Here is a 13,655-nt window from a genome sequence, read left to right as displayed (position 1 = left end):
CATGGTTGATATCTGGATATTCGTTCAACACCGGGGCGACGACATCGAGGACGCCACTTACGGCCTTGCCGCCGAGGCCGGACGGATGATCGCACAACAGGGCGAAGCGGGCCGGATAACTGCCGTCGCCCTGGGCCCCGCCTCCGAATCGGTGCTGGAGCGCCTGGGCGACTATGGCGTAGACCGTGTGCTGCATGCTTCAGGCGACCATATGAACCGTTACCAGGGCGAAATCTTCAGTCGGGCATTCGTTGATCTCGTTCAACAGGAGGATCCCGCCTGTCTTCTCATGGTCCAGTCAGCGGAAACGGAAGACCTGGCCCAGCGGATGGCGGCCATGATGAAGACCGCCCTCGTCACCCGGGCCATGGATTTCTCCATGACGCCCGACGGCTCTGCCCGGGCCATTCGTCCGGTTGCGGGCGGCTACCTTTTCGAGGACCTGGTCATGGACAGCCGCCCGTCCCCCATTGTCCTGTTTCTGCCGTCCGTGCTCTTTGACACGGAACCCGACCGGGACGCGACGGCAAGCGTGATCCGCGTCCCGTCGCCTGCGCCCGCCGATGATCTGAAAACCCGAACCGTGTCGGTGATCGAGGCCGCACCCGAAGACCTGGACCTGGAAGAGGCCGATATCATCGTGGCCGGAGGCCGGGGCCTCGGCAAGGGAGAAGCGTCCTTTGAACCCATCCATGCATTGGCCCGGGCCATCGGCGGATCGGTTGGGGGCACCCGGCCCGTCGTCGACTGGGGACTCTTGCCCTACGAACGCCAGATCGGCCAGACCGGCAAGTATGTCTCCCCCCGATTGATCATCAACTGCGGCATCTCGGGCGCCAATGAATACACGGCGGGCATGGAAAAATCACAACAGGTCATCGCCATCGATCTCAACCCGAGGGCCCGGATGTTTCGGTTCGCCGACCTGGGGGTCATCGGCGACGTCCATGAAATCCTGCCCCTGCTGATCTCCCGAATCGAGGAACAGAAATGAAGCGATCCCCCTTTCATTCCCTATGCGCAGGCGCCATAATGATCCCCATGGCCATCACCCTCCTGATGGCCGGACACGGCAGGGCTTCCGAAACCGACGAAGCCGCAACGGCCTATACCCCGGAGGACTGCATCGAATGCCACCAGACGGGGAGCGAAGAGAGCGGGCTGCACATCTCCGTCGAGGAATACAAGGCATCTGTTCACGGCCCGGAGATCACCTGCCTGGATTGCCATACGGGCGTGATCGACGACAGCCACCAGAGCACCGAGGGTTCGGGGGCCGCAGACTGCGGCGCGTGCCACGAGCAGGTCAACCGGCACGGCCTGAACGGACCGGAAGACCTTCGGCCCCAATGCCACGACTGCCACACCCCGCATGACATGCGCGCCAGGACCGACCCCGCTTCCGCCGTTCACCCGGATCAACTGGCGGTCACCTGCGCCGGGTGCCATCCGGAAGCTTCCGGCGAAACCGACTTTTTTTCGTGGTTTCCCTCGTTCCAGATCGCCTCCCACAACAAAGGGGATTTCGCGACCGCCTACGAAAAAGACAACTGCCTGGGGTGTCATCAGGGCGCCGCCGCCCACGGCGAGCCGGAGCCGATCAACGATCAGGACTGCCATAAGTGCCACCTGTCTCCGGAGGCGACCGGCGCCATGTGGGGGGTGATGCACCCGAGGGCGGACATGAAGACCCAGCCGACCGTCTTTTTCGCTGCATCCATCTATCAGGTCTTTGTCGGCATCGGTCTGATCGTGCTCCTGGGCAGGCTCCTGGATCTCGTTTTCGACCGGATCCCCCGAAACCGGTAAACCCGAAAAGGGTCAATAATGATGCGATCAAAGCGGCAACCCCAATCCAATTCAGTTACCGAGGAGATAAGCGTTGAAGGCACTGTTAACCTCATTTGATTTGTTGCTGATCGCATTGGCGTTTCTCATCCTGGCGGTCGGCCTGGCAGGGCGATGGTCATTGTGGCGGCAGCGGAAACCCGCCGGCATCCCCGGCGACTGGCAGGGCCTCAAGACCGCGTTGATCGAGCACCGCGACATCCTGCGAAGGCCCTCGGTGGGCGGGGCCCATCTGGCGGCGTTCTGGGGGGTCGTCATTCCCCTGATCGTGATCATCGTCGCCCAATTCGGGTTCATCATCCCCCAGGCGCCGGCCAGACTGCTCTCCCTGATTCAGGATCTTGCGGGCATTGCGCTGTTGATCGGGACCCTCTTCCTGCTCTTTCGGCGCATGGGAAGCACGGACGCCCAAGGACCTTCGCGCACCATGCTGCCCATGGTTCTGCTGCTGACCATCCTTGTCTCCGGGTTTCTGGCAGAAGGGGCCAGGCTTGGCATCCTCCGGGCCGACGGGTTTCCGTGGCCCTCTCCCGCGGGATGGGTCTTCTCCCTCATCTCGCCGGCATCGCCGGTCTTCATGCAGATGATGATCCGCCTCCACTTCTTTGCCGTGCTCTTGCTCATCGCGGCCGTTCCGTTTACCTTCATGCGCCATGCCGCGGCCTCTCCCCTCAACGTATTTTACAGGAAGCGGGGGGCCCGGGCCGCCCTGACGCACCCGTCGATCGAAAACGGAGAGATCGGCGCCAGAACCGTGGCAGACCTCTCCTGGAAGCAGATGCTGGATGCCGAAGCCTGCGTGGCCTGCGGCAGGTGCGATGAAAACTGCCCCGCCGCCATCTCCGGCAAACCCCTGTCGCCCCGGAAGGTCATCCGGAATATCCGGGAACAGATGGAGACGGTCACGGCAGATCAGCAGCGCCCGTGGCATGTCATGTGGAATGCGCCCGAGCCGCCGCTCCTGGAAACCGCCGTCACCGCCGATGAAATGTGGGCGTGCACCTCCTGCATGGCCTGCGTGGAGCATTGCCCGGTCTTCATCGAACCCCTGGACAAGATCATCGACATGCGGCGGTATCAGGTCATGGGCGAGGGCCGGCTCCCCGCCGAGGCCCGGCCGATGATCCGGGACCTGGAACTCTACGGCGACGTTCAGGGCAAGGGTGCGGCGCACCGGGCGGACTGGGCCGTGAACCGGGAGGTTACCCGGATGTCCCGGACCCCGACCCAAAGCGGGTTCGATGTGGACATCCTCCTGTGGGTCGGCTGTTCCGGCGCATTCCACCCCCGGAACCAGGAAACCAGCCGGGCCCTGGTGAAGATTCTCAAGGCGGCCGGCGTCCGGTTCGCCATATTGGGAAAAGAGGAGATGTGCTGCGGGGATCCCGCCCGGCGGCTGGGCGACGAGATCCTTTTCCGGAAGCTGGCCCGGGCCAACATCGACCGATTCAATCACTATCAGGTGAAAAAGATGGTCACCCTCTGCCCCCACTGTCTCAACACCCTGAAAAATGAATATTCGGAGCTGGGTTGCACGCTGAACGTAATCCATGCCACGGAACTGGTCATGACCCTGATCCGGGACAAGCGCATCACCCTCAAGTATCCCGTGGCGGACAGCATGGCCGTGCACGATGCCTGTTACCTGGGGCGGTATAACCAGGTGTATCAGCCGCCCCGGGATATCCTCCGGGCCGTGCCGGGCACCCGGATCAAAGAGACGGCGCGGAACCGGGACAGCGGCTTCTGCTGCGGCGGCGGCGGCGGACGGATGTGGCTGCATGAAAACATCGGCCGGAACATCAATGTGGTGCGGGCCGGGGAGATGGCGGAGACCGGCGTCGATCTGATCGGTACTGCCTGCCCCTACTGTCTGGTCATGCTGGACGACGGGGTGAAATCCCTCGAACTGGAGAAAACGCCGAAAGTGGCCGATATCATCGACATCGTTGCCGATTCGCTGGGATAGCCGCCACCATTTCCATCACCAAACGAGGATGAAATGAAGATCATCGTCTGTGCCAAGCAAATTCGACATACCTACGCGAGAACGGGAACATCGCCCGAATCCCATTACATCTGCCCCGAAGACGGCGTCTACCGGGTCAACCCCCACGATGAGGCGGCCCTGGAGCTGGCGCTTCGGCTGAAAGACCGGCACGAGAACACCACCGTCGTGCTCCTCACCCTGGGGCCCATGATCGCCGAAGACGCGCTCAGGCGGTGCATGGCCGCGGGCGCCGACGATCTGTATCACATCCCTGCCAACGGGCCGTGCGCGTCAGGGGAGCATTCCCCCGCGTCCGATCCCCTCGATCAGCCCGACCCGTGGGTCAAATCGGATCTCCTGGCCCGAGCCGCAAACAACATCCGGGGGGACCTGGTACTCTGCGGCAAAGCGTCTCTCGATAAGGGCAGCGGTCAGGTCGGCGCGCTCCTGGCGCATCGCCTTGACCGGCCCTATGTATCGGCGATCACCGATCTTCAGATGGACCCCTCCGGCGGCGCCCTGCAGGTGCAGCGAAGCGCCGGCCGGGGGGTCCGGGAGATCATCGAATGCCGCCTGCCGGCCGTCCTCAGTGTGGATCTGGGTCCGGATCTCAGGCTCCCCAGGTTTGCCGGGCGGCAATGGGCCGGGACCTATATCCCCCGCCAACTGGCGTTGGGCGAAGACGTCGTCGCTCCCAAGGTCGTCTGCACCCGGCGGTTTCAACCGCGCCCCCGCCCGAAAATCGTCCCCGCACCGGACAGCCGCCTGCAGGCCTATGAACGGGTCATGCGGCTTCTCACCGGCAGCCGGGTCGAGAAAAAAGGAGAGATGCTGACCGGAAACCCCGAATCGCAGGTCGAGGGGATCATCGCCTTTCTGAAAGCCAACGGCTTCCTCGGGGCGAACGGTGCAGCCCATTAACCGCCCCTTGGCCTTTCGGCTGAGGCCCCGGGCACTATGCCGCCGCCTCCCGGACGGAAAGGTTGCGATGGTGCTGCTTTTTCCGCTGCGGGCGGTGTTCGTCCATGACTTCTGGCATCCGTTGCTGGCCTGTCTGTGCCCTGATGATATGGATGATATTCATGATGATGATGCGTGGGTGCCGCTGGGACAGATCACAGAAGCGGTTCCCCATATTCCGCCCGACCAGATCGAACGTTTCCTCAACACCCTGATTCAGAAGGGGTACGTCGCCCAGGATGGATTCGCCCGGCTCGATGACGCCGACTGCCCCGCGGTCTCCGTCATCATCCCGGTCAGAAACCGTCCGGCGGAGATCACCGACTGCCTCGCCTCCCTGGCCCGCCTCGATTATCCGGCCGAAAAGCTGGAGATCCTCGTGGCAGACGATGCCTCCGAAGACGACACCCCCGAGGCGGTGGCCCGATTTCCAAAGGTCCGCCTGCTCCGGATGCAGCAGCACCGCCAGGCCTCTTTTTGCCGAAACCGGGCCGCCGAAGCCGCCCGGGGCGACATCCTGGCCTTCATCGATTCGGACTGCCTGGCCGATGCCACCTGGCTCAGGGAATTGGTGCCCGCGTTTCGGGACCCCGCCCTCGGCGCCCTTGGCGGCTGGGTCGATGCCGCCTCGGAAGAGAACGGGCTGGACCGGTATGAAAAAGTCAAATCGGCCCTGAACATCGGGTCCTGGTTCAAGCGGTCCGAACCGGCCGAACGGTTCTTTTATGTCCCCACCTGCAATTTCCTGGTGAGAAGGACGGATTTCCTGAGCCTGGGCGGCTTCCGGGAGGACCTTCATGTGGGGGAGGACGTCGATTTCTGCTGGCGACTGCAGGATGCGGGCCATGTTCTGGAATATCGGCCCATGGGAAAGGTGTCTCACAGACATCGAAACCGACTTGCGGCTTTTTGCGCCCGGCGGTTCGATTACGGAACCTCTGAACCCGTACTTCAGCAAATCCACGCCGGCCGGGTGAAAACCCTGTATATGCCCTGGCCCGAATCCCTCTTCTGGCTCTTCCTCTTATTGTCGGTGGTTCTGAAAACCGCCCTGCCCCTTTTTCCGGGCGCGATCCTGCTCCTTGCCGACGGCATTAGAAAACACGGCAGGCTGAAAATTCGGCAGATCCCCGTGACAAGACGTCAGACCTTCACGGCCGTCGTCCGCGGATACCTCGCCTTCGTCCATCACTGCTGCGGTTTTATATCCCGCTACTATCTGGTCGCCCTGCCCGCGGTCACCCTGATTTCCCCGCAGGCCGCCGCCGTCATGGCCGGAATGCACCTGACCGCAGGCATGGTGGAATACGCGGTCCGGAAACCGCGCTTGAACCCCTTTTCCTTTTTGTTCTTTTTCACGCTGGAACAGGCATCCTATCAATCCGGCGTATGGTGGGAGTGCATTCACCGGGTCAATTTCAGCCCGGTACTCCCGAGGATCGTTCACAAACGGGTCTCATGACGGCACAAACGGCCATGCCCTGCCGCCGGCAACCAACCCTGAACGCAGGAGCAACCACCCGTGGTAGATAAACCGTACGGGCAGCCCCCCGAGGCTGACCTTCGAGAGGCACCCTATTGCCGGATTCCCTGATAACGCTGGCGGGACGACTGATCACGAACGGCATCCGTTTCCGCTGCCTGAGGGCATCCGGAAAAGTCCAAAAACCCTCGGCCGTCAGCATCGAGGTCACCCACCAATGCATCGCCAGATGCATCATGTGCAATATCTGGCGGATCCCCCGGGATACCCCGTCGCTCTCCGCCCAGGATTGGCTGGCGCTGCTCTCGCGCGATCTGTTCAGCGATCTGGTGGAGTTGGACATTACCGGCGGGGAGCCGTTTCTGCGAAAGGATCTGTCCGACCTGCTGACATCGGTCTGCGAATTGAAAAAGAGCCGTCTGGCCTCCCTCAGGTCCATCGCCGTCACCACCAACGGATTCCTGACCCGCCGGGTCCTGGAAGAAAGCCGAAAAATTCTGTTTGAAGCCCGGTGCGCCGACGTGGACCTGGTCATGGTCTGCGCCATGGACGCCGTGGGGGATGTCCATGATGGCGTCAGAAATGTTCCGGGAGGCTGGCGCCGGGTCGACCAGACCATTCAAGGGCTCAAGCGTCTGCGGGCGGAATTTTCAAACCTGATCATCGGCCTGAAAACCACCGTATTGCCGATAACCGTCGGGCAGCTCGACGCCATCGTCCGGTATGCGAAAAAAAACGATCTTTTCACAATCATTTCTCCCTGCATCATTACCCGAGGCAGGTACCTGAACCCCGACCGGGCGGAGGATCTGGCGTTCACCCCGGAGCAGGTTCAGGAGATGACCCGGTTCTTTCAGAAACAGGCATCCCGGTGGTCGTTTCACGAAGAGTGCCTCGTCCGGTACTTTCAAACCGGACAAATGAAAAAAGCCTGTTCCTGCGGATTCAATTATTTCTTTATCCGGAGCCATGGGGCTCTCTTTCCCTGCCCGATGATCGATGCCAGCCCGGGAAACGTGGCGGAAACCCCTGTTGAAACCCTGCTGGCATCGGACGCGGCCGTCCGAATCCGCCGCCAGGCCGGCCGTTTTCCGGAATGCCGCCATTGCACCGAACCGGGGCTCGAACGATACAGCCTGCCCTGTGAAGGGTGGACGTATCTCTCCCTGCTGCCGAAGATGGGCAGAAAACGGTTTCTCCACATGCACCATCACATGGGCCTCGATAAATACTTTACGCAGGGGGCTGCGTGTTTTCACAATTCATCGAAACCTGAAAGGAGGGAAGATTCTTACTAACTGAGGGCCTCGGCAAGAGACAATTAAAATAAATTTTCAAGGCATCAACGAATCTGGAGGGCGCGATGAAACGCTTGTTGAAAAGTATCGGGGTATGCTGCAGTTTAGTTCTACTGGTTTTGCCCACATCGGTATTCGCAGACAACGATGTCCGGGACTACATACCGCTGCCGCCGGGCACCATGCTGATGGCGCTCTACTACAACTATACCAGCGCAACGGATTTGTATCAACAAGGGGATAAAATCAGCGGCGATGCGAATCTTAACGCCAACATCGGGGTTATCCGGCCGGTTTACTATACAAAAATCGGCCCGTTTACCATAGACCCCCAGGCGATCATTCCTTTCGGTGCGCAATCCCTGGACGGAGAGGCCGTGGGAGGGGTTGAGATCCAATCATCCGGACTTGCCGACCCGATATTGGCAGCGACCCTCTGGTTTCTTAACGATCCGGAATCGAAAACCTGGTTGGGCTTTACCCCGTTTATCACCTTGCCCATCGGGGAATATGACAACAATAAGGGAATCAATCTGGGAGCAAACCGGTACGCTTTCAAAACAGAACTGGGGTTTGTCAAAGGCTTTGGGAATGTTATTCTTGATCTCGCCGCCAATGTGGAATTTTACACCGATAACGACGACTACACACCCGCCGGCCTGACGCTCGAACAGGACCCCTTATACATCCTGGAAGGGCATCTGAGCTACGACTTCAACCCATCCTTTTTTCTCTCCGCGGATTACTTTTATCACTACGGGGGGGGAAACAAATGCGGACGGAATCGATCAGGAAAATGAAGAAAACGATCATTCAGCCGGATGCACCCTGGGTTTCATGCTCTCGCCTTCCTGCCAGCTCCTCTTCAAATACAAACAGGACCTGGAGGTTGAAAATGGATTGAAAACAAGCACCATCGGGGGACGTCTGGCATTTTTCTTCTGACCTGATGCGACTTCCTGAAACCTTGCCGATTTTTTTGGCGGAAATAGGTGGACAACCCCTTTGTATCCCAACTAAACTATCTTAAACCACTTTTACAAGGAGCGATCCTATGCCAAAGTACATCATCGAACGCGAATTACCGGGTGCAGGCGATCTTGGAGACGATCAGATTTTGGGAATTTCACAAAAATCATGCCAGGTGCTGAGTGGATTGGGGCCTCAGATTCAGTGGGTGGAAAGCTTTGTCACCGATGATAAAATCTATTGCGTCTACATTGCCCCCAACCGGGAATTAATCGAAAAGCACGCCGAGGAAGGCGGCTTTCCGGCAAACAAGATCTCGGAAGTCAGACGAATGATCGATCCGACGAGCGCGGAAGGATAAACCGGCGTCAACCCAAGGAGGTCACTCATGGCTCATGGCAAAGTCACCGTGGTCGCGACATTCAAGGCAAAGGCGGGTATGGAAGAGACGGTCAGGGAGGCAATTCAGGCATTGATCCCGCCGACCCGGGCAGAATCCGGGTGCATCAACTATGACCTGCACCAATCCACCGAGGATCCGTCCATTTTCATGCTTTATGAAAACTGGGTCAGCAAAAAAGTACTGGATGAGCATCTGGCCATGCCGTACCTGAAGGACTTTCTGGGAAAAGCCGACGGCATGTTGAGGGCGCCGGTGGATATCGCGCTGTGGCAGATGATCAGCGAGCCGTCGAAATGACCCTCTTTCGCCGGCGCGGGGGTGAACAACATGAATGCATCGCACCCGAAGGGACCCCATCGATACGGCACGATCTGACAGGGTGACGCCGACAGCGGCGGATGTTATCCGGCGTCTGGCCGAGGTCGGGCTGAAACCGCCCCGGTCGGTGACCCTTGCCGTCACCAACCGGTGCAACCTGAGCTGCCGTCATTGCTGGCCCGACAGCGGCCCCGACGAGAATGCGCCGGTGGTGCCGAAAAACCGGGTGCTGCGGCTGATGGACGGCTTTTCGGCACTGGGCGCCGAAAAGCTCGTCATCACCGGCGGCGAGCCCCTGACCCACCCCGACTGGTTCGAGATGCTCTCCTATGCCTGCACCCGGCCGGGGATCAGGGAGGTCCGTCTCCAGACCAACGCCATCCTGATCACCCCGGCGCATGTGGAGGCTCTCCTGTCCTTGAAGGATCGGGGGCTCTTCATCCAGACGAGCCTTGAAGGGGCGACGGCGGCGTATCACGATTGGGTGAGAGGGCCGGGAAGCTTCGACCGGACCCTGGCGGGGCTGCGCCTGCTGGAAAAAAGCGGGATGGCCCCCCGGATCTGCATCACCTTTACGGAGATGCGGCATAATTTGGAGGACATCCCCGACCTCCTGAAGCTTGCGGGCGACATGGGCATCGGCCGGTTCGTCACGGGCACCCTGGTTTCCAGGGGCCGGGCCGCTGCGCCGGGCGGTCCGGAACCGCCCACCCCGGCCCAGTATGCGGCGCTGGTGTCGCGCTACCAGCGCGACAGGACCTTCAGAGACCGGTATGACGCCATCGGCAACATCGCCGCGCTGGAATGGTTCCTGGGAACCGCCCGGGCCGCTGGCACCTGCTGCACCTTCATCGAAACGCCCTACGTCACCGCGGAGGGGCGCCTCCACCCTTGCGTCATGCTCCATGCGGACGACTTCGCGGCCACGGAGGTTTATAACCGCCCCGTCACCGCCGCCATCTCCGAAAAGATCGCGTCATGGTCGAGGCTGCAGCAGATCAGCGGATCCCGCCTCACCCGGCTGGCCGCCTGCAAGGTCTGCCCGGATTATGCAAGGTGCGGCGCCGGCTGCATGGGCCGCGCCTATTCGGCCCACGGGGATTTCTTCTCCGTCGAAGACCGGTGCCGGCTTCGAAAAACGGTTTACCGCAGGCGTCGTGCCGAAGAATAGGATCATATGCGGGTTCAGGCCGTCTCGGGGCGGCGGATCATGACGACCTGCGGAGCGCGACCATTTCCCGGATGATGTAAAGCAGGTCCCTGCAGGAGGTGGGTTTGTTGACAACGCGGTCAACGCCCGCCTCCTTGAGCCTGACGCTATCGAGCTTTTTGTCCAGGCCGGTATAGAGCAGCAGCGGGATCTTGGGGATTCCCCGGCTTCGGCAGTATTCGACCACCCATTTTCCCACCTCCAGTCCGTTCATGTCATCCATACCCAGATCGCACAGAATCACATCGAACGGATCGGACTGGATGGCCGCGAGCCCTTCCTGGGCCGTATTGGCCGTGGAGATGGCGATTTCGGAGTCTTCGAAATACATCTCCACCGCCTTGAGGATGTTGATTTCGTCGTCGATCAACAGAAATCGAATGGCGGTCTGTTTTTCGATGGGGCGCATAGCCTCCGCTTCCGGCGCCCCAATCATCTGGGCTTTCGGAAATTTTAGTATAAACTCAGTTCCTTGTCCGGGGAAGCTGTCGACCTGAATCTCTCCTTGGTGTTTTTTTACGATACCGTAGCACGATGACAGGCCCAGCCCGCTGCTCTGGGTGCCCTTGGTGGTGAAAAAAGGTTCAAAAATCCGCTGGAACTGTTCTTGCGGTATTCCCTGGCCGGTATCCGATACCCTCAAAAAAACGGCGCCCCCCATCGCGTAGGTCGACAGGGTCAGCATGCCGCCCCGGGGCATTGCCTCAAGCGCGTTTTTAATCAGATTGACCAGCACCTCATAAATCTCGGAGGATTTTCCCTTGATGTGGCAATCGCCCTTCTTGAGAAAATTGAGGCGATACCTGCGCGGGGAAGACGGGGGTTTCCACAGGGGCTGGGTCAGTTCGATGGATTCCGCAACCAATGCTTCCAGATCGAACACAGCGCCCTCATCGATCCCATCGGGCGTTACCAGGGTAAAATCCTTGATGCGTCGAACCACGTCAGCCCCCCTGTGGGAGGCGTTGATGATGTTCTGAATGGCCTCCCGGCAGTCCAGGATCCTGCCGGACTCAAGTTTGGTCCTGGCGGCTTCGGCGCCGGCCATGATCATTTGAAGCAGGTTGTTGAAATTATGGGCTACGCCGCTGGCCATTTCGCCGACAGCGGAAAGGCGCTCCGTCCGGATCAGGGTTTCCTGGAGTTTTTTCCGCACACTCATGTCCCGGGCGACGCTTAAAAAGGCCGTTCTATTCCGGTATGAGATGATACGCCCCTGGAATTCGAAGGGGATCGGCAAGCCTTTGTGGCTCACCATGCTGATTTCAAACTGATACGCCCGGTCTTTGCTGATCTGGCGGCCCATTTCCCACAGGACGCCGTGATACTCGGGGCAGGTCAGGTCCTTCAACGTGAGCTTCAGAAACTCATCTCTCGAATATCCCAGGCAATGACAGGCCACGTCATTGACCTCCAGAAACCTGCCCAGCGCGTCATTGATGAACACCACGTCGCTGACGCTCTCGAAAAGTTCCTTATAGCGGGACAGGGCTTCGATCTGTTTCCGCTCGGTGACATCCCGGATCAGGGCCACGAAACAGTTTTTACCCTCATAGTCCACAATCGTGCCCGTCACTTCGGCATCGACAATGGCCTCGTCCTTCTTCTGAAATCGGCGCTCCTGAACGTAAACCAGTCCCTCCTCGACGGCTTTTTGAATGTTTTCATGGACATTTTCGGCCCCCGGCGCAAGAATCTCCTCCAGCCGCATGGTCAGGAGTTCTTCCCGGGTGTAGCCAAGCCATTTCTGGATAAAGGGATTGCAGTCGAGGATCCGGCGGGTATCGATATCGATGATGTAGATGGCCTCGGGCGCGTTTTCAAAAATGGTCCGAAAGTTCGCCTCGGATACCTGGATCTTTTTGAGGGTCTGCTCGTATTCCGCACCGGCCTCTTTGAGCAGGTTCGTGAGGATGTCGGCTTTTCGCTCGGAGACCTCGATCAGTTCCTGCAAATCGGATATCCTCTTCAGCAGGGACCGGTTGGCACGCACGCGTCAGACCCCGATCACGGACAGGGTTGCGGTTTCGTTGTGCAGGAGGCTGGGGCCGCCCGGCTTGATACGACAGTATTCCCCATAGGTATAGAACCCCAGTAGGGGCACCTCCGGGCTGAACTGGGATCGAACCCGATCGACCTCTTCTTTCGTTCGCAGCCCCAGAAGGGCCCTCCGGGCCATGCAGGAGTAGAAAAAGACCAGGGACGGCCTTGTGGTATGCCCCAGGTCCTGGATGGCGGACCGGACGGCCGTTTCCGTGGCATCCAAAAGAGAGGTTCTGTCCCCGCAAGTAAGATAGACCATTGTGCCCTCAGGGATTTCCCCCGCGAAATGGATCGACCGTTCCTCCCGGTCCACCGACATGGTCGCCCGCATCAGCAGTTGGCCGTTTCCGTCAAGATCCTCGAACTGGCCGATGAGCCCCAAAGGGTACTCCACACCTACGGCCGGCAGTTTTTCCGCATGCTTGCCCAGAAACCGCTCGTACACATTCAGGGCCGATTCGCCGTTCAGTTCATAGAGGATGTTGCCGACGGCGCGGGTCACCTTCTTGGGCAGGCCGATCGGCGACCATCCGCTCCGCACACCGGTGCCCAGCTTGAAATCACCGGTGAAGCCGATGGCCACGGCCGCGTCGGAGAGGACGCGGTCGCCGGCGAATTGCCAGGTTTTCAAGAATTTCCCGGCATCTCCGGACGTCCCGCCCCCAACGGGGATGTTTTTCCCGAATGCAGACGCCATCCCCCGCAAAATCGCGCTGCCGTCTCCGGTGATGCCGTCGGAAAAGAGCTGAACGTAGCGGACCGAATCGGAGAAAGCCGTTGCCAGATCCCTGCCGGCTTGCTCGCTGTCTCGGCCGATGTCAGTGACGGAGACCACTTCGAAGCCGATCTGATCCGACGCGACACCGCCCAGAACGGCCGATCCGTTGGTGAAACCGGCGGTGGAGATTTCGCCGGCGGTGGTGCATCCGATGAGCAATCGGGTTCCGACGGCTTCATAAACGCCTTTGGCCAGCGATTCCAGACCGTTTTCCGGAGAGCAGAACAGCCAGCAGGCATCGGGGGCCATCCCCAGTTTTTCGACCAGGCCCGCGCCCATTCGTCTTCCCGTCTTCCGGGAAAATGGATCTTTCAATAGAATTGTTTCGGCTTTGACCATGGGCGCATCCGGGGGT

Annotated in this window: 12 protein-coding genes; 10 read left to right on the top strand and 2 right to left on the bottom strand. The window is 60.0% G+C overall.

The genetic code is table 11. The features are described 5' to 3' along the window. Position 1: 1 nt before the first annotated feature. The 10 genes from ACEW8N_RS19825 to ACEW8N_RS19780 all read left to right on the top strand — a co-directional run bounded on the left by ACEW8N_RS19825 (position 2) and on the right by ACEW8N_RS19780 (position 10,440). Entirely contained in the window at positions 2 to 994 is a 993-nt protein-coding gene (locus ACEW8N_RS19825; RefSeq protein ID WP_373501600.1) for an electron transfer flavoprotein subunit alpha/FixB family protein, read from the top strand. After that, on the top strand, positions 991 to 1,809 hold the full coding sequence (locus ACEW8N_RS19820) for a hypothetical protein (protein ID WP_373501599.1): 819 nt from the start codon (positions 991 to 993) through the stop codon (positions 1,807 to 1,809). Before ACEW8N_RS19825 ends, ACEW8N_RS19820 begins: the two co-directional genes overlap by 4 nt. A 73-nt stretch (positions 1,810 to 1,882) precedes the next feature. Next, positions 1,883 to 3,817, top strand: coding sequence for a heterodisulfide reductase-related iron-sulfur binding cluster (locus tag ACEW8N_RS19815; protein WP_373501598.1), 1,935 nt, complete (start codon positions 1,883 to 1,885; stop codon positions 3,815 to 3,817). A gap of 33 nt (positions 3,818 to 3,850) precedes the next feature. Beyond that, on the top strand, positions 3,851 to 4,759 hold the full coding sequence (locus ACEW8N_RS19810; RefSeq protein WP_373501597.1) for a hypothetical protein: 909 nt from the start codon (positions 3,851 to 3,853) through the stop codon (positions 4,757 to 4,759). A gap of 67 nt (positions 4,760 to 4,826) precedes the next feature. Further along, a complete protein-coding gene (gene mftF / locus ACEW8N_RS19805) occupies positions 4,827 to 6,260 on the top strand; it encodes a mycofactocin biosynthesis glycosyltransferase MftF (protein ID WP_373501596.1) in 1,434 nt (477 codons plus the stop codon). Positions 6,261 to 6,376: 116 nt separating this feature from the next. Next, positions 6,377 to 7,579 carry a radical SAM protein gene (locus tag ACEW8N_RS19800; RefSeq protein ID WP_373501595.1) on the top strand — a complete coding sequence of 401 codons (1,203 nt, stop codon included), beginning with the start codon at positions 6,377 to 6,379 and terminating at the stop codon, positions 7,577 to 7,579. A gap of 65 nt (positions 7,580 to 7,644) precedes the next feature. Next, positions 7,645 to 8,379, top strand: coding sequence for a transporter (locus tag ACEW8N_RS19795; RefSeq protein WP_373501594.1), 735 nt, complete (start codon positions 7,645 to 7,647; stop codon positions 8,377 to 8,379). Positions 8,380 to 8,633: 254 nt separating this feature from the next. After that, positions 8,634 to 8,909, top strand: coding sequence for a DUF4242 domain-containing protein (locus ACEW8N_RS19790; protein WP_373501593.1), 276 nt, complete (start codon positions 8,634 to 8,636; stop codon positions 8,907 to 8,909). Positions 8,910 to 8,936: 27 nt separating this feature from the next. Next, positions 8,937 to 9,248: a putative quinol monooxygenase gene (locus tag ACEW8N_RS19785; RefSeq protein WP_373501592.1), complete on the top strand. Its 312-nt coding sequence runs from the start codon at positions 8,937 to 8,939 to the stop codon at positions 9,246 to 9,248. A 34-nt stretch (positions 9,249 to 9,282) separates the two neighbouring features. After that, positions 9,283 to 10,440, top strand: a complete 1,158-nt coding sequence (locus tag ACEW8N_RS19780; protein WP_373501591.1) for a radical SAM protein — start codon at positions 9,283 to 9,285, stop codon at positions 10,438 to 10,440. 37 nt (positions 10,441 to 10,477) lie between these two features. Here the strand turns inward: ACEW8N_RS19780 and ACEW8N_RS19775 are convergent, their stop codons facing one another. Continuing rightward, positions 10,478 to 12,433: a PAS domain S-box protein gene (locus ACEW8N_RS19775; protein WP_373501590.1), complete on the bottom strand. Its 1,956-nt coding sequence runs from the start codon at positions 12,431 to 12,433 to the stop codon at positions 10,478 to 10,480. 42 nt (positions 12,434 to 12,475) lie between these two features. Further along, positions 12,476 to 13,639 carry an FIST signal transduction protein gene (locus tag ACEW8N_RS19770; RefSeq protein WP_373501589.1) on the bottom strand — a complete coding sequence of 388 codons (1,164 nt, stop codon included), beginning with the start codon at positions 13,637 to 13,639 and terminating at the stop codon, positions 12,476 to 12,478. Positions 13,640 to 13,655: the final 16 nt, after the last annotated feature.

The sequence above is a fragment of the Desulfococcus sp. genome (assembly GCF_041737845.1).
Lineage (GTDB): Bacteria > Desulfobacterota > Desulfobacteria > Desulfobacterales > Desulfococcaceae > Desulfococcus.
The sequence above is the reverse complement of the archived record's forward strand: the minus strand, read 5'-3'. Positions and strand labels throughout refer to the sequence as shown.